We start from the raw sequence: 15926 nt of genomic DNA, 5'->3' as shown, positions 1-15926 counted from the left end.
AAAGTATTTTTATGCCTTAATGACGTATAAAAGGCCTACACTTCGCGTTAACGATGGAACGGTTTGTTTAAAATCCTTTTTGCTTTTTTGCAAAAAGATTGAGTAGTGAGAGCGTGTTAAAACGCCCAAGTATTGATTATCCAAATAAAAGACTATCTTTGCACCTTGAAAAAATAAATAGCGAGACTTAGTTATAAAAACGCGGTTAGTTCAACAAACAATTTTTATATCGCCAATTAGCTTTTAAAAATTGAGTGTCGCTAAATTCCTCAGAGTGAGGATGTGTTACCTAGAAGTTTAAGTGTTTAGTATGTCGATTCGCTTCTTTTGTAACACCAAAGGACATAATCGAATACAAAACAAACGAATGAGCACATTCCAAGAACTCGGTCTTAATGAAGACCTATTACATGCTATTACCGATTTAGGATTTGAAACGCCTAGTGATGTACAAGCAAAAGCAATTCCTATTTTATTAGAAAAAGACTCCGATTTAGTTGCCTTAGCGCAAACAGGAACAGGTAAAACAGCAGCATTTGGGTTTCCAATGCTTCAAAAAATTGACATTAGTAGTCGTACGACTCAAGGCTTAATTTTATCACCTACCCGTGAGTTATGCTTACAAATTACTAACGAACTTAAACTTTACGGAAAGCATTGTAAAGGCTTAAATGTTACTGCTATTTATGGTGGTGCCAGTATTACTGATCAGGCAAGATCTGTAAAACGTGGTGCGCAAATTATTGTGGCAACTCCTGGTCGTATGAAAGATATGATTAGTCGTAACATGGTAGATATTTCTAAAATTGAATATGCTGTTTTAGATGAAGCCGATGAAATGTTAAACATGGGATTCTATGATGACATTACAGACATCTTATCTCATACACCAAACGATAAAAGCACCTGGTTATTTTCGGCTACCATGCCAAAGGAGGTCGCCAGAATTGCCAGAGATTTCATGCACGACCCTATTGAAATAACCGTAGGAAATAAAAACGAAAGTACCAGTCAGGTATCTCACGAATATTATTTGGTAAACGCCAGAGACCGTTACCAGGCTTTAAAACGTTTAGCCGATGCTAATCCAGATATTTTTTCTGTGATTTTCTGTCGTACCAAACGCGATACGCAAAAAGTGGCTGAAAACTTAATTGAAGATGGGTATAGCGCAGGAGCTTTACATGGTGATTTGAGTCAGAATCAACGTGATCTGGTCATGAAATCGTTTAGAAATAAACAAATTCAAATGCTTGTAGCTACCGATGTTGCAGCACGTGGTATTGATGTTGATGATATTACTCACGTGATCAATTACCAGTTACCAGACGAAATTGAAACCTATACGCACCGTTCTGGTCGTACTGGTCGTGCTGGAAAAACTGGTGTTTCTATGGTGATTGTTTCTAAGAGTGAAGTACGTAAAATTAAAAGTATTGAGCGCATCATCAAGAAGGAATTTGAGAAAAAGGAAATTCCTGATGGCATGGAAATTTGCGAAGTGCAGTTAATGTCACTTGCCAATAAAGTTCACAACACAGAAGTCAATCACGAAATTGACAAATATTTAACCAGTATTAATGCATTGTTTGAAGACACTGATAAAGACGAATTGATTAAAAAATTCTTTTCTGTTGAATTCTCACGTTTTTTTAACTATTACCAAAAATCCAAAGACCTCAACGTTGCTAGTTCATCCCGAGATTCTGAACGAGAAAGCGGACGTGGTTATGGAGGTAGCGATAATGAAACACGTTACTTTATTAACGTAGGACGTAAAGACGGTTACGATTGGATGAAGCTAAAAGATTTCTTAAAAGAAGTCTTAGTTTTAGGACGTGATGATGTCTTTAAAGTTGATGTCAAAGACAGCTTCTCTTTCTTTAACACGGAAAAAGAAAACCAAGAAAAAGTACTGGCCTTTTTTACCGATTTCAAACATGACGGACGCTTTGTTAATGTTGAAGTTAGTGAAGACAAAGGCGGTCGAAATCGCGGTGGAAGACGTCGTGATGGTGGCGGAGGCGGAAGACGCAGACGTGATGATAAACCAAGAGGAGAAAGACGTTCTGGTGGTAGACGAAGTGATTCGGGATCTGGAAACAGAAGTGACCGACGTTCTTCTGAACGATCAGGAAGACGCTCAAGTGAAACATCTGGAAACAGAAGTGAAAGGCGACGTTCTGGAGGAGACTCTAAGCCTGCTCGCCGATCGGAAAGTGCTTCGAGTTTTGATAGGCCAAGACGCTCTAGACGAAGAGATTAAATTAAGAAACCTCGCCATACTACGGCGAGGTTTTTTTAAACCATCATGTTAATATTTAGTCAAATTTACGTCTATTGACATAGCTGTATGCTATTTGTTTACTATTTTTATCACTTAATTGATTACATGAGGTACCTATTTACTATACTATTATTAGTCTCTGTTTCTGCTGTCAGTTTTGCTCAGGAGGCAGAAACAAAAGATTCAATATCTACTCAAGTTCCAACTTATGTGAAAGGTACTGTCATTGATTTAAGCACCGACACACCTATAGATCGCGTTAATATTGTAAACCTCAATCAGGTTATTGGAACGTCAACAGATGACAATGGTGATTTTGAAATCAGAGCACAACTCAACGATACGCTACATTTATCGTATTTAGGATTTAAATCTATAAAAGTTAGAGTCACTAATGACTGGTTAAAATTTGGTGAGACCAAAATTGGTATGACCGAACTGGCATTAGCCTTAGAGGAAGTTGTTGTCAACCAACTTAAACTGACAGGATATTTGGAAATTGACGTTAAACAAGTGCCTATAAAATCAAATTACAGATATAGTATTTCTGGTTTAAACAATGGTTACGAAGCAGGTAACAGACGACCAAATGCGGTTAGTAAAGTATTAGGAGCGATATTTAATCCTGCCGATTTCTTGCACAATATGTTTGGGAAAAAGCCTCGTGAACTCCGAAGGCTCAAAAAAATGAAACAGGATGACGAGATTAGAAACTTACTTGCTTCCCGTTTTGACAGAGAAATGCTAATGGTTTTATTACAGGTAGATCGCTATGATTTAGATGAAATCGTTAACCAATGTAACTACTCTAAAGACTTCATCCAATCGGCAAATGATCTTCAAATATTAGATGCCATTAACGAATGTTATGAAGAGTACAAAGTCTTGAACCGTAACAAATCGGGACGATTCTAAACCTAAGAATTAGAATGCAAGGCAACTCTATTTCCTTCAGTATCTAAAAATACGGCCATGTATCCATGTTCAGGTGATATTTGCGTTTTAGGCTGATAAATGATACCTCCTGCGGCTTCTACTCGTCCTATTTCATTAGCCACATCGTCACACACAAAATAGACCAGTGTACCTTCCTGACTAGGTATGTAGCTTTCTTGTTTTATTAAAGTTCCTGTTGCTCCAGGTTTCTTTTCATCAAAAGGAAACCAGCCCATAAGAATTCCTCCAAAATCATGAATAGCCAGTTCGACCTTGAACACGGATTCATAAAACGCCTTGGCTCTATCCATATTGTGAACAGGGATTTCGAACCATCCTACCATATTGTGCTTCATATCCAAATTATTAAATTTCTAAAATGTATAGAATAATCATGACTATAAGATAATGATTCTTTATCTAAAAACACGAAATTATTAGCTTTGATAAAACCGTTCGACAATTTCATCATAGCTTTTAATTGTTTTTTTACACCAATCTAACCGTTTTTCCAAACGTTCGTTTTCAGAGAGTTGCCAGTCGATAGTTGAGGCTTTGAGTTGTGTTGTAACATGCTGAAGAATAATAGCCGCAGATACAGAAATATTTAAACTTTCAGTAAAACCCACCATAGGGATTTTTAAAAAACAATCGGCTTCATCTAAAACCTCTTGAGATAAACCAGACATCTCTCTTCCGAAGAAGAAACAAGACTTATTTGAAACATCAAAATCTGCAAGCAAGCTATCATTTTCATGAGGTGTTGTCGCTACGATTTGATAGCCTTGATGTTTTAAAGTTTGAATAGCATCCTTAACCGAATGATAGCGCTTTAGGTCTACCCATTTTTGCGCTCCCATGGCTATCTCTCTATCAATTCGCTTCGTGTTTCGTTCTTCTACAATATGTACTTCTTGAATTCCGAACACATCACAACTCCTAATCACTGCGCTAGTATTATGCAGCTGGTACACATCTTCGGTAGCCACTGTAAAATGTTTTGTGCGCTGTGATAGTACTCTATGAAACTTATCATGACGTGCCTCGGTAAGATAGGTCTCTAGATGTTCAAGAAGTTTTAAATCTATCATAATGTAAAAATAAAAAAACCCAACCTAATGGTCGGGTTTTAATTTAATTAATATGTGTTCTTATTGGTTTACTCCAATATCACCTTGAGCAACAAGTGTCCCAAGATTATCAGCACTAAGATGCACATTAATGTATCCATCAACTGTTAGAACATCATTATATCCAAATGCTGTCGTGTCATCAAGTGCAGCCACATTTGTCATACTCATACCAGTTGTTCCGTCTACCGAATTAAAAGTAAATAAGATTCCGCCTGGTGCAGTTGCTACACTACCCATATGAATGTGAGCTGGGTGCATACCACCATCTGGTGTTCCGTCTAAGGTAAGTATTGCCAAAGCTTCACCATTCACTCGTTCTGAAAAGGTAGCAGTACCGCTAATACCTACAACATCAACAGTAGCTAAATTATATACAGTTGAAATGCCAGTTAATTCATTCTGACCGATATCTCCTTGAGCAACTATAGTTGACAATTCACTTGCACTCAAATGAATATTGATATATCCGTCAAAATCTAAAATATCAGCATAACCAAAAGCAGTGCTATCATCTAGCATGGCTAAATTTGTTACACTCACGCCTGTTGTTCCGTTAACCGGATTAAAGGTAAATGCAACTCCTCCACTTTCAGCAGCAGTGTTAAAATGAATATGTCCTGGATGCATTCCGCCATCAGGTGCACCATCTAAATTAATTGTTGCTAAGGCTTCCCCATTTGTACGTTCAGAAAACGTAGCGGTTCCACTAATACCTGCAACATCTGCAGTTCCTAAAGCATATACCTTTTCGGTACCAGTTAATTCATTTTGACCAATATCGCCTTGAGCAATCAAAGTTCCTAAATCATCAGCGCTTAAATGAATATTAATATAACCATCAAAGGATAATATATCGTCATAACCAAAACCTGAGCTATCGTCTAACATAGCTACATTGGTTTTACTCATTCCTGTGGCTCCAATTACCGGATTAAAAGTAAATGCAATCGCACCACCTTCTGCTGCAGTGTTAAGGTGAATATGACCTGGATGCATATCGCCATCTGCTGTACCATCTAAAGCTATAGTAGCTAGAGCTTCACCATTTACACGTTCAGAAAATGTTGCCGTACCACTAACACTAGGCACATCTACACTTCCTAAAGTATATACTTTTTCGGCACCAGTTAATTCATTTTGACCAATATCTCCTTGTGCCACTAATGTTTCCAGAGCATCTGCACTCAAATGTACATTGATATATCCATCAAAGGCAATCAGTTCATCATAAGTTACAGATGTGGCATCGTTTAATTCGGAAGTTGTCACTGTGCTAAAACCAGTATCACCATCAACAGTACCCAAGGTTAATGCTATATCACCACCTTCGGCAGCCGTATTAAAGTGGATGTGTGCTGGATGCATCCCTCCACTTGGTGTTCCTGAAAGTTGCAATTCAATGGTAGTTGATCCATTTTCATTTTCAATGAATGTTGCTGAACCTGAAATAGTAGGATCTGCAACTGATTCTAATTGATAGGTTTTAGTATCTCCAACAAATGGATTACCATTTGAGCTTAAATCATCATCGTTGCTACAACTTGTCATAAAAGCAATAGGCACGATTAATAATAGTTTTAATAATGTTTTCATAATAAATTTCTTTTTTTAAGTTCACAGGTAATATACTATCATGATACCTTTCTTTATGATGCTATCCAATTGCATATTGACTCATATGATAAAATGCCTGTAATTAAAGGTCTCAGCAAAATTATTTAGTATTTATAAGCTTGTAATTAGTTATTAAAACACGAATAATCATAAACAATAGCTAATAGGAATTTACAGCAGAGTTCTTAAAAAAGTTATGTTTCTAGATGTTCTAATGTTTTGTATGTATCATTAAAAGTTTATATTAGTTCAAAATATAAAACTCCATGGGATTAAAATACCTACCCTTTCTTTTGGTACTATTTTGCTTTAGTAAAACCTATGCTCAAGACTCTACAAAAGAAACCGTAAAAGATACTATTAGCTTAAGTGAAGAAAACACTCAAAAAATAATCGAATTTGGAAAATTAATCGAAACCGCAATTCATGATAGCGATCCAGACAAGTTTGTGTCCTATTTAAATAAGACCATCTTTTTTGATCGCGTATTTAGTGATTACCCAAATGTAGATCGAGAAGACAACTTTGTCAGAGGTTTTTTAATTGGTATGAGTCAAGCCCTAACATCATTCCCAAGTGAAATCATTACTGAGATTGAAAATGGTGCATACTATGATTTTATCAGTTACCGTTATGATGATGAAGCTCAAACCTATTATGCTTTATTTAGATTATATTCTTCGGAAACAGGTATGAATTATCACGATTATAGGGTAATTAAAAACAATGATGAACTTCAGTTTTCAGACATGTACGTGTACTTAACTGGTGAGCATTTTACTAATACTATTGGGAGAATGATGAGTTACTCAATCCCTGAAAGTAAATTATTAGGAAACAGTAAATCAACCTTAAATAGTGAATCAAAAGATCTCTTTAAAGCTGTTTTGCTTAATAATAATGGTGACTATGAGAAAGCTTTTGAAATTATGGATGGTTTAAAATCTGAACTCTCTAAAGAAAAATTCCTACTCATTTTCAAATCCCTAATAGCCAGTCAGCTTGACGAAACCAAATATTTAAAATCTTTAGAAGATTTGATTACTACATTTCCTGACGATCAAACTATAGCGCTCAACAAAATAGATTATCATATTTTTAAAGAGGAATACTTTGAAGCTATTCAGGTGGTCAATCAACTCCAAAATGAAACTGAGGATGACTTTTTAAACTTTATGAAAGCTGGTATTGCTTTTGAGGATAACAACTATGATTTAGCGCTCAACCTTTACAAGTATACTATTGAAAACTATCCCGATTTTTTTGAAGGACAAGCAGGTTACTTAAGTACTTTAGTGATGATGAAAAACTACAGTGACGCTTCTAAATATTTAGAAACTTTAGTTGCTGAAGGCTATGAAAAACAATCGCTTATAGATTATGTTGAAGAAGAAGATGAGTTTGGAGGAAACATTCTTGACGGGTTTACCAAATCGGACGAATTCAAATCCTGGAAAGCCGCAAAAGACTAATCATGAAACATCTGGTCGTTTTAACAGGCGCAGGAATGAGTGCCGAAAGTGGTATCAAAACCTTCAGAGATGCTGATGGTTTATGGGAAGGTCATGATGTTATGGAAGTAGCAACACCTCAAGGCTTTGCAAAAAATCCTGAGTTAGTACTAGATTTTTATAATCAAAGACGTCGACAATTGCATGAGGTTCAACCTAATAGCGCTCATCAGGATTTAGCTACACTCGAACAAGATTACAAAGTAACTATTATAACACAAAATGTTGATGATTTACACGAACGTGCAGGTAGTTCAAATGTGATTCATTTACATGGTGAATTATTAAAAGTAAGAAGTACTAAAAACCTTTCTAACGTTAAATCCTGGACAAATGATTTACATCTAGGTGATTTATGCGACGAAGGTCATCAGTTAAGACCACATATTGTTTGGTTTGGTGAAGATGTCCCTATGATAGAAAAAGCTATAGACATTTGCGAGCAAGCTGATATATTATTAATAATTGGTACATCTATGCAGGTCTATCCTGCAGCAGGCTTGATAAATTATGTGTCACAACAAATCCCTATCTATTTTATAGATCCCAAACCCTCTGTTGACAGTCATAAAAACCTGACTGTGATTTCAGATACAGCCACTAATGGCATGAAACACATCATTGACTTGCTTAAACTTTAACGAGTAAAAGTACTACAAAGCATACTAATATCACTAGAAACAGAGACAATTTAATCATCATCAGACAGTTTAAAAAAATTATTAACTGGTTTTTGAAACACCTCTGAAAGCTTAAGTGCTAAAACCGTTGAAGGCACATATCTATTGGCTTCTATAGAGTTTATGGTTTGACGAGACACCCCAATTTTCTTAGCCAAATCATCCTGAGTTAAACTTAAAATAGCACGCTCTACTTTTATTGTGTTTTCCATTATCTCATACGTTTTAAAACATGAAAACATAAAAGCTGTATCATTAGGATAAACAACAACACCTGAAAATCACCTAAATCATGAAATGCTTCACCTTCTGGTTTCAATACATTAGACACACCATAATCTACATAAGGCATAACTAAAGCATAAATAACACCTACAACAAAAGCATATGTGTAGGATTGCATTCTTAATTTTACAATCATCTCATCTTCATTTTTATCTCTTGCAACCGACATAAGCAACATTCCGATAAGTAGTGTTTTCTGCAATATAAGTTTTAACCATTGTGTGTTACCTTCGAGTGCAAAAGCACGTACAAACATCATTGCGATTGTAATCCCAGCAATGAGCATTCCTATGGTATAAAAATACTGTGGTAATCTGAAGTTAATTAACTTTTCTAAGCCTTTCCTTTCGCATTCTATAATATTCTGTTTTTCCATTATTGACAAATATATTTTATATTAAGTAAAATTATTTTTACTATATGACAAATATACTTTACATTTTTGAATCCTACAAGTGATATCGTCTAATAATTTACTATTCAATGTAAAGGATGAGCAATTGGTAAGACATTCGTGTAAATAATAAAATCCTGTCTGAATAAACAGACAGGATTTTACCCCTAACTAAACTAAATTTTAAATCTTAATGCGTCCGCTTAACTACTACATTAAGATTACCTACTTATGATTAAGAAACTCTAATAAGTTTCCATCTAGATTATATACGTTTCGATTTGATAGTTTGGATTACAAGATTGAAAAAAAACTTATATTTTTTTTGCCTCTTCCCAGAAAACGTCCATTTCACCTAGTGTCATCTCTGATAAAGGTTTATTTAGATCTTTAGATTTTTGCTCTAGATACTGAAAACGTTTTATGAATTTTTTGTTAGTACGTTCAAGTGCACTTTCTGGATCAATGTTTAAAAAGCGAGCATAATTAATCATAGAAAATAATACATCTCCAAATTCACTTTCAATATTATCTTGCTGACCTTCGTTAACTTCTTCCTGTAATTCCCTGAGCTCCTCTTCTACTTTTTCAAAAACTTGATTGGGTTCTTCCCAGTCGAAACCTACTCCAGCGACTTTATCTTGAATGCGGTTAGCTTTCACCATTGCAGGTAAACTTTTAGGCACACCTTCTAAAACACTTGTCTTTCCTTCTTTGAGTTTTAGTTGTTCCCAATTACGCTTAACGTCTGCTTCATCATTCACTGTTACATTTCCGTAGATATGAGGATGACGTTCAATGAGTTTATCACAAATGCTATTACATACATCGGCTATATCGAACGCATTGGTTTCGCTTCCGATTTTAGAATAGAACACAATATGAAGTAGGACATCGCCGAGCTCTTTCTTTACTTCTTCTAAATCATTATCTAGAATTGCATCACCAAGCTCGTAAACCTCCTCAATAGTTAAGTGACGTAAGGTTTGCAAGTTTTGTTTTTTATCCCACGGACATTGCTCTCGCAATTCATCCATTATAATAAGTAAGCGTTCAAAAGCTTTTAATTGCTGAGTTTTATCTGCCATAATGAAATTTTAAAAATCAAAAATACAATGCTTCTACTCCAATAGCACTTCTAAGCCTTACTTAATATGAACAATCTATTAACGAGTCTACTCCTCCTCGTCTGCTGTAACCACTTCTTCACCTTCTTCTAAGGCTCCAAGCATATCATGTTTTTGAAGTAAATTATACCATTGTATAATTTTTTTGATATCACTTGCATACACACGATCTTCATCATAGTCTGGTAAAATTTCGAAAAAGTACTCTTCTAAAGTATCTTTAGAATCTTTGTGACTTATTGATGTTTGTTGTGCATTTTCTTTGTCTCTAATCTTTTTGAAAACTTCTCTTAACGGAAGTTCTTCAGTAAGAGTGTACACGGCAATTTCACTTAAAACACTAATATTGTTGTGAATATTAACCGATATTTTTTTTTGATCTATAAGAGATTGAGCAATAAAACCACTACGTGTTTGTGCTACGATTTCGAATAATCCTGGTTTTCCTGAAATGGAAAGTATTTTATCTAAACTCATATTATTTTTTTTCAGTATTAGCGTTTCTTTTTCATTAATGGAAAACGCATTCTGTAATCTACTTTTATTTTTCCTTTGGAAATATTAGTCAATTTCCCTTTTATTAAACGTTTTTTTAACGACGATAGTTTATCTGTAAATAAAACGCCTTCGATATGATCATACTCGTGCTGAACAACTCTGGCTATCAAACCGTCAAAAACTTCGGTATGAGTATCAAAGTTTTCATCTTGATATTTAATCGTTATTTTAGGTTGTCTAAATACATCTTCTCTTACATCTGGAATACTTAAACAGCCTTCATTAAAAGCCCATTCATCTCCTTCCTCATCTAAAATTTCAGCGTTGATAAATACACGATTAAAGTGTTTTAGTTTTTCCTGCTCTTCTTCAGTATAAATATCATCTTCTGCAAAAGGTTCGGTATCTACCAAAAAAAGTCGAATAGGCAACCCGATTTGCGGTGCAGCCAATCCAACACCATAAGCAGCATACATTGTCTCTTTCATATTCTCGATAAGTGCATCGAGATTAGGATAGTCTTTTGTTATTTTCTCAGCTTTTTTTCTTAAAACTGGGTCACCATAAGCAACAATTGGTAATATCATTATATTGTAATTTTCGGGTGCAAAAATACGATTCTTATTATTATTTGAGAACTTTTAAGATGGATTTAAGACGGATTGTACAAATAACTTTGAAGAATAATCGTGGCACTAATTTCATCAACCAAAGCTTTATCCTGACGTTGCTTTTTACTGAGTCCGCTATCTATCATAGTTTGAAATGCCATTTTAGAAGTAAATCGTTCATCAATACGTTTAATAGGAATATGAGGAATGGCTTTTTCAAGAGTTGTTATAAACTTAGTTATTGAGACTTCACTCTCCGAAACTTCATAATTCATTTGTTTAGGCTCACCTATAATGAACAGTTCTACATTTTCCTCAGACGTATACGTCTTTAAAAACGACATTAATTCTTTGGTATTAACAGTAGTTAAACCCGAAGCTATAATTTGCAACTCATCTGTAACTGCTATCCCTGTGCGCTTGGTTCCGTAATCTAAAGCTAAAATTCTTGCCATTTTACAAAGTTAATCTTATAATCTTGGTTATCAATCTTAATGCCATAAAAAAACTCTTCTTTGTTAGGTCAAAGAAGAGTTCCAAAATAATCAACTATTAATTACATCATAAACTGAATACCCTCTACCTTAAACAGTTTATGTTATACCATTAGGACACTACTATATTAAAAAAGTCACATTCAATTAAAAAAAATAAAAAAACCTTTCTCAAAATGAAGAAAGGTTTAGTATCGCTATTATTTATAAGGGTATATAGGGCTCTTACGATAGTAAGCTAACTTTATTTACTCCATTGTTTTGAAAGAAAACCCTCCTAAGGGAGAAGGAGGGTTTTCACAAAAATTAGCTATTAATTATTAAAGTTTCAAACACAATTTATTAGGAAAATGTCTGAATAATAATAATTCACATATTTAAGACACACAAGTTTTCGATAAGTCACATTAATTTTATTTTTTTTACGAATTAAGCATATACACATACCAATTATACCTTTATCTTTGTGGCAATAGCATAAAAATTAAAGATGAAACAACTACAAGAACACATAGAAAATGCATGGAACGATCGTTCTTTATTATCAAATCAAGATACGATAGAATCTATCCGAAAAGTTATTGATTTATTAGATGAAGGCGCACTTAGAGTTGCCGAACCCACCGAAAATGGCTGGCAAGTAAATGAATGGGTAAAAAAAGCAGTGGTATTATATTTTCCTATTCAAAAAATGGAAACTCTTGAAGCTGGCATTTTTGAATATCATGATAAAATACCTCTAAAGCGTGATTTTGAAAAGCGAGGTATTCGAGTGGTTCCTAATGCAGTTGCACGTCATGGTGCCTATATTTCATCTGGAACCATATTAATGCCCAGTTATGTAAATATAGGTGCTTATGTAGATGAAGGTACAATGGTTGACACATGGGCTACAGTTGGAAGTTGTGCCCAAATAGGAAAAAACGTTCACCTTTCGGGAGGTGTTGGTATTGGAGGTGTTTTAGAACCTTTACAGGCTGCTCCTGTCATTATTGAAGATGGTGCTTTTATTGGCTCACGTTGCATTGTGGTTGAAGGTGTTCGTGTAGAAAAGGAAGCTGTTCTGGGCGCTAATGTAGTATTAACCATGAGTACAAAAATTATTGATGTTACTGGCGACAAACCTGTTGAAATGAAAGGCAGAGTTCCTGAGCGATCTGTTGTAATCCCTGGAAGTTACACCAAGTCATTCCCAGCTGGAGATTTTAATGTTCCGTGTGCATTAATCATAGGAAAACGAAAAGAAAGCACCAATAAAAAGACATCCTTAAACGATGCGTTAAGAGACTATGACGTAGCCGTTTAATTTGTTTATTTCTATATTATAACAAACAGACGTATCACTTGAAACTATTAATCATCCAGCAGAAAATGATTGGTGATGTACTCACCACAAGCATTTTGTTTGAAGCCTTAAAAGCAGCACATCCAAATGCCGAATTGCATTATGTGATTAATACGCACACATTTCCTGTGGTTGAAAACAATCCGTATATCGATAAGTTTTTGTTTGTTACACCTGAAATTGAACAAAGCAAAATCAAATTTTATAAGTTCTTAAAATCAATACGGCATGAACACTATGATGCTGTTGTTGATGTCTATGGAAAATTAAGCAGTGCTTTAATTAGTTATAGTTCAAAAGCTAAGATAAAAAGTGCTTACCATAAATCATATACCGCTTTTATCTATAACAAAACTATAAATCGGTTAACATCTCCAAAGCATAATTCTAGTTTAGCCATAGAAAACCGAATGCGTTTAGTTGAGTGCTTAGATGTGCCTTTTAAGTCTTATAGCCCGAAAATATATTTAACAGATCAGGAAGTTCTGGATGCAAAGCTGTATCTATCTCAATCGGGAATTGATCTAAGCAAAACCCTTTTTATGATAAGTGTCTTAGGAAGTAATTCTATTAAAACCTACCCATTTGAGTATATGGCTAAGCTTCTGGATACTATTGTTGAAACCAACCCTGAGGCGCAACTACTATTTAATTATATTCCCAAGCAAAAAGAAGACGCAAAAGCCATTTACGACTACTGCAACTCACAAACGCAGCAACAAATCTTCTTTAATGTGTTTGGTAAAAGTTTAAGAGAGTTTTTAGCAATAACAAAACACTGTACTGCGCTGATTGGAAATGAAGGTGGCGCCAACAATATGGCCAAAGCTTTAGATATACCTACGTTTACTATTTTTTCACCATATTTGAATAAGCAAAACTGGTTTGGAGAAAATGAGACCAATCAACATGTTGCAGTACACTTATTAGACACTTTAAATTATACTATCGAGGAAGCAAAAGCGCAACCCGAAATGTATTATAAAAAGTTCAAGCCAGAATTTATAAGCCCTATTTTAAAAACGTTTGTAACAAATTTGAGTTAATGCAATACAAATTTTTAATTTACATTTCTTATAGTTATGCTATTCCTATTGGGAATCCCTTAGAGATTGAGATATCTAATCGTGGAGACCAAGTTCAATGGTTTAGTGATTATGAAGATGGGAAAAAAGCACTTCAAAACAAAGCCAATGTTTTAGATACTATTGAAGCAGTAATTGCATACCAACCTCACATCGTTCTCACAGCTACTGATGACGTTCCTGATTTTATTTCAGGCCTTAAGGTTCAAATTTTTCATGGTTTTTTTGCTCAAAAGCGACCTGAAGGAAATGACAAATTTGCACATTTCAGAATTCGTGGTTTTTTTGACTTGTATTGCACTCAAGGTCCGACTGCAACATCAGGTTTTAATGAGCAACAGAAAAAGCAGCCTCATTTTGAAGTCATTGAGACAGGCTGGAGTAAAGTTGACCCTTTATTTCCCATCACTGAAAAAGCAATTCAAGAGGTGCCTACAATAATGATTGCGTCAACATTTACCAAACGTTTAAGTCTGGCATATCATGACGATGTGTACAACGAAATTAAGCGACTATCACAAACAGGTGAGTATAATTTTATCATGGTGTTACACCCGAAATTACCTCAAGAGCTTAAAGATAAATGGAAGTCCTTAAATGGTAAACACTTTACCTATCATGATACTACAGATTTAATTCCTTTATTCAAAAAAGCAGACATTATGTTTGCTGATACAACTTCGGCTATTCAGGAATTCTTATTGCAAAAGAAACCTGTAGTGACTTATAATCATACATTTAATCACGAATATTTAATCAATATTACCGAAGCAAATGCTATTGAAAATGCTTTTAAGAAAGGAATTTCTCGTCCAGAACAACTCTTAACACATATCGATACATTTATCAATCAGCTACATCCATACTTTGATGGCAAGTCCAGTAAACGCGTCGTTGAAGGGTGTATCGCATTTTTACACAAAGACAAAAGTCACCTCAAAAACAAACCATTAAACCTTATAAGGAAGTATAAAATACGAAAGCGTTTAGGCCATTTTACGCTTAAAAGTTATTCGAAGCCTTTTACAATTAAAATTTAGGCTTACCGTTCTATACCAAAATCTGTAAAGGTAGACTTATTGCGCTTTGTAAGTTTTCTAATCGACTTATTACGTGCTATTGCATCTTCATTTTTATATGGTCGCTCATGGTATAAATGTACACATATGACACTGTATCTCGCTTGAACAAATCGTACACCATTGTTAAGAAGTCGTTCGCCAAGTTCTCGGTCTTCACCTCCATATTGCATGCGTTCATCAAAACCATTTACTGCTAATATATCTTTTTTCCAAACGGAAGTATTCATTCCATCAAAAGTTGCCTTGGTTGGCGTAAAAGTATTTAGAAACCAGGCTTTTAATCCGAAAGACGTCAACTTATTCAACTTAAAGGTTTTTGGGCAACCTCTTTGAAGTAACCATTCTTTATTAAAACAGTTCTGCTGTACTATATCAGGTTTAGTAATAGCTTCAGAAATAGCTTTAGTCAGTTTAAAATATCCTCCAGACAAGCAGGTGTTTGGGCGCCTCATTTTTATATGAGTATCCACAAAATCTTGCCTAACAATACAATCGCCATCAGTAAAAATGAGATACTCTGCATTGCTTTTTAAAGTGGCTTTGTTTAGTATTTTAGTTTTCTGAAACCCATTATCCTCCTGCCAAACATGAGTGATTTTTAAATTAGAGTTCAAGATAAAATCATCAATAACAGCTTTGGTTTCATCAGAAGACCCATCATCAGCTATTATGATTTCAAAATTTTTAAAAACTTGTTGTTCGTAACTCCACAGCACATTACGCAACCAAATTGGCTGATTATACGTACTTATAATTACTGAAACATCTAATTTGTTCATAGTTTCAAAAATACCGTTTTTAGCAAACATTTTATTGTTATTTTTACAACAAATTACAAATTGAT

17 protein-coding genes are annotated in these 15926 nt (G+C 34.6%); 7 read left to right on the top strand and 10 right to left on the bottom strand.

The window, feature by feature from the left end:
- Window positions 1–367 precede the first annotated feature (367 nt).
- Together H7350_RS09410 and H7350_RS09405 are read left to right on the top strand one after the other, a co-directional pair.
- Window positions 368–2266, top strand: a complete 1899-nt coding sequence (locus H7350_RS09410; RefSeq protein WP_204345654.1) for a DEAD/DEAH box helicase — start codon at window positions 368–370, stop codon at window positions 2264–2266.
- Window positions 2267–2392: 126 nt separating this feature from the next.
- Window positions 2393–3202, top strand: a complete 810-nt coding sequence (locus H7350_RS09405; protein ID WP_204345653.1) for a carboxypeptidase-like regulatory domain-containing protein — start codon at window positions 2393–2395, stop codon at window positions 3200–3202.
- A gap of 2 nt (window positions 3203–3204) precedes the next feature.
- On the opposite strand, the gene H7350_RS09400 is transcribed toward H7350_RS09405, so the two are convergent.
- The 3 genes from H7350_RS09400 to H7350_RS09390 all read right to left on the bottom strand — a co-directional run bounded on the left by H7350_RS09400 (window position 3205) and on the right by H7350_RS09390 (window position 5949).
- Window positions 3205–3579, bottom strand: a complete 375-nt coding sequence (locus H7350_RS09400) for a VOC family protein (RefSeq protein WP_204345652.1) — start codon at window positions 3577–3579, stop codon at window positions 3205–3207.
- 81 nt (window positions 3580–3660) lie between these two features.
- The gene (locus H7350_RS09395) at window positions 3661–4314 is read right to left on the bottom strand and encodes a TrmH family RNA methyltransferase (protein ID WP_204345651.1); all 654 of its coding nucleotides are present in this window, start codon (window positions 4312–4314) and stop codon (window positions 3661–3663) included.
- A 60-nt stretch (window positions 4315–4374) separates the two neighbouring features.
- The gene (locus H7350_RS09390) at window positions 4375–5949 is read right to left on the bottom strand and encodes an autotransporter outer membrane beta-barrel domain-containing protein (protein ID WP_204345650.1); all 1575 of its coding nucleotides are present in this window, start codon (window positions 5947–5949) and stop codon (window positions 4375–4377) included.
- Window positions 5950–6236: 287 nt separating this feature from the next.
- On the opposite strand from H7350_RS09390, the gene H7350_RS09385 reads away from it, so the two are divergent.
- Window positions 6237–7442 carry a tetratricopeptide repeat protein gene (locus H7350_RS09385; protein ID WP_204345649.1) on the top strand — a complete coding sequence of 402 codons (1206 nt, stop codon included), beginning with the start codon at window positions 6237–6239 and terminating at the stop codon, window positions 7440–7442.
- Window positions 7443–7444: 2 nt separating this feature from the next.
- On the top strand, window positions 7445–8122 hold the full coding sequence (locus H7350_RS09380; protein ID WP_204345648.1) for an SIR2 family NAD-dependent protein deacylase: 678 nt from the start codon (window positions 7445–7447) through the stop codon (window positions 8120–8122).
- Between the two features lie 50 nt (window positions 8123–8172).
- Here H7350_RS09380 and H7350_RS09375 read toward each other — a convergent pair whose 3' ends face one another.
- The 6 genes from H7350_RS09375 to ruvX all read right to left on the bottom strand — a co-directional run bounded on the left by H7350_RS09375 (window position 8173) and on the right by ruvX (window position 11531).
- Window positions 8173–8373 (bottom strand): helix-turn-helix transcriptional regulator, encoded by a 201-nt coding sequence (locus tag H7350_RS09375; RefSeq protein WP_204345647.1) that lies wholly within the window; start codon window positions 8371–8373, stop codon window positions 8173–8175.
- Window positions 8373–8822: a hypothetical protein gene (locus H7350_RS09370; protein WP_204345646.1), complete on the bottom strand. Its 450-nt coding sequence runs from the start codon at window positions 8820–8822 to the stop codon at window positions 8373–8375. Before H7350_RS09370 ends, H7350_RS09375 begins: the two co-directional genes overlap by 1 nt.
- A gap of 332 nt (window positions 8823–9154) precedes the next feature.
- The gene (mazG, locus tag H7350_RS09365) at window positions 9155–9928 is read right to left on the bottom strand and encodes a nucleoside triphosphate pyrophosphohydrolase (protein ID WP_204345645.1); all 774 of its coding nucleotides are present in this window, start codon (window positions 9926–9928) and stop codon (window positions 9155–9157) included.
- Window positions 9929–10015: 87 nt separating this feature from the next.
- A complete protein-coding gene (locus tag H7350_RS09360; RefSeq protein WP_204345644.1) occupies window positions 10016–10444 on the bottom strand; it encodes a DUF5606 family protein in 429 nt (142 codons plus the stop codon).
- 17 nt (window positions 10445–10461) lie between these two features.
- Window positions 10462–11052 carry a peptide deformylase gene (gene def / locus H7350_RS09355; RefSeq protein ID WP_204345643.1) on the bottom strand — a complete coding sequence of 197 codons (591 nt, stop codon included), beginning with the start codon at window positions 11050–11052 and terminating at the stop codon, window positions 10462–10464.
- A gap of 65 nt (window positions 11053–11117) precedes the next feature.
- Window positions 11118–11531 (bottom strand): Holliday junction resolvase RuvX, encoded by a 414-nt coding sequence (gene ruvX, locus H7350_RS09350; protein WP_204345642.1) that lies wholly within the window; start codon window positions 11529–11531, stop codon window positions 11118–11120.
- A gap of 529 nt (window positions 11532–12060) precedes the next feature.
- Between ruvX and H7350_RS09345 the strand changes: the two genes are divergently transcribed.
- Genes H7350_RS09345 through H7350_RS09335 form a run of 3 tightly spaced genes read left to right on the top strand, consistent with a single transcriptional unit; the run spans window position 12061 to window position 15040 of the window.
- Complete coding sequence (locus H7350_RS09345) at window positions 12061–12876, top strand: 2,3,4,5-tetrahydropyridine-2,6-dicarboxylate N-succinyltransferase (RefSeq protein ID WP_204345641.1); 816 nt, start codon at window positions 12061–12063, stop codon at window positions 12874–12876.
- Between the two features lie 38 nt (window positions 12877–12914).
- Window positions 12915–13961 (top strand): glycosyltransferase family 9 protein, encoded by a 1047-nt coding sequence (locus tag H7350_RS09340; RefSeq protein WP_204345640.1) that lies wholly within the window; start codon window positions 12915–12917, stop codon window positions 13959–13961.
- Window positions 13961–15040 carry a CDP-glycerol glycerophosphotransferase family protein gene (locus H7350_RS09335; RefSeq protein WP_204345639.1) on the top strand — a complete coding sequence of 360 codons (1080 nt, stop codon included), beginning with the start codon at window positions 13961–13963 and terminating at the stop codon, window positions 15038–15040. The genes H7350_RS09340 and H7350_RS09335 overlap by 1 nt, the downstream gene beginning before the upstream one ends.
- Window positions 15041–15042: 2 nt before the next feature.
- Here H7350_RS09335 and H7350_RS09330 read toward each other — a convergent pair whose 3' ends face one another.
- Window positions 15043–15891 (bottom strand): glycosyltransferase family 2 protein, encoded by an 849-nt coding sequence (locus H7350_RS09330; protein ID WP_235989313.1) that lies wholly within the window; start codon window positions 15889–15891, stop codon window positions 15043–15045.
- Window positions 15892–15926: the final 35 nt, after the last annotated feature.

It is taken from the genome of Psychroserpens algicola (assembly GCF_014526325.1).
Lineage (GTDB): Bacteria > Bacteroidota > Bacteroidia > Flavobacteriales > Flavobacteriaceae > Psychroserpens > Psychroserpens algicola.
Note: the sequence above shows the minus strand (reverse complement) of the source record. Positions and strands in the feature narration are given on the sequence as shown.

Excerpts from the sequence above, each read along its gene's own strand:
- H7350_RS09375 (WP_204345647.1), bottom strand. The coding sequence starts at position 8,373 with ATGGAAAACACAATAAAAGTAGAGCGTGCTATTTTAAGTTTAACTCAG.
- H7350_RS09380 (WP_204345648.1), top strand. The coding sequence starts at position 7,445 with ATGAAACATCTGGTCGTTTTAACAGGCGCAGGAATGAGTGCCGAAAGT.
- H7350_RS09410 (WP_204345654.1), top strand. The coding sequence starts at position 368 with ATGAGCACATTCCAAGAACTCGGTCTTAATGAAGACCTATTACATGCT.
- H7350_RS09405 (WP_204345653.1), top strand. The coding sequence starts at position 2,393 with ATGAGGTACCTATTTACTATACTATTATTAGTCTCTGTTTCTGCTGTC.
- H7350_RS09395 (WP_204345651.1), bottom strand. The coding sequence starts at position 4,314 with ATGATAGATTTAAAACTTCTTGAACATCTAGAGACCTATCTTACCGAG.
- H7350_RS09370 (WP_204345646.1), bottom strand. The coding sequence starts at position 8,822 with ATGGAAAAACAGAATATTATAGAATGCGAAAGGAAAGGCTTAGAAAAG.
- ruvX (WP_204345642.1), bottom strand. The coding sequence starts at position 11,531 with ATGGCAAGAATTTTAGCTTTAGATTACGGAACCAAGCGCACAGGGATA.
- H7350_RS09400 (WP_204345652.1), bottom strand. The coding sequence starts at position 3,579 with ATGAAGCACAATATGGTAGGATGGTTCGAAATCCCTGTTCACAATATG.
- mazG (WP_204345645.1), bottom strand. The coding sequence starts at position 9,928 with ATGGCAGATAAAACTCAGCAATTAAAAGCTTTTGAACGCTTACTTATT.
- H7350_RS09390 (WP_204345650.1), bottom strand. The coding sequence starts at position 5,949 with ATGAAAACATTATTAAAACTATTATTAATCGTGCCTATTGCTTTTATG.
- H7350_RS09345 (WP_204345641.1), top strand. The coding sequence starts at position 12,061 with ATGAAACAACTACAAGAACACATAGAAAATGCATGGAACGATCGTTCT.
- def (WP_204345643.1), bottom strand. The coding sequence starts at position 11,052 with ATGATATTACCAATTGTTGCTTATGGTGACCCAGTTTTAAGAAAAAAA.
- H7350_RS09385 (WP_204345649.1), top strand. The coding sequence starts at position 6,237 with ATGGGATTAAAATACCTACCCTTTCTTTTGGTACTATTTTGCTTTAGT.
- H7350_RS09330 (WP_235989313.1), bottom strand. The coding sequence starts at position 15,891 with ATGTTTGCTAAAAACGGTATTTTTGAAACTATGAACAAATTAGATGTT.
- H7350_RS09360 (WP_204345644.1), bottom strand. The coding sequence starts at position 10,444 with ATGAGTTTAGATAAAATACTTTCCATTTCAGGAAAACCAGGATTATTC.
- H7350_RS09335 (WP_204345639.1), top strand. The coding sequence starts at position 13,961 with ATGCAATACAAATTTTTAATTTACATTTCTTATAGTTATGCTATTCCT.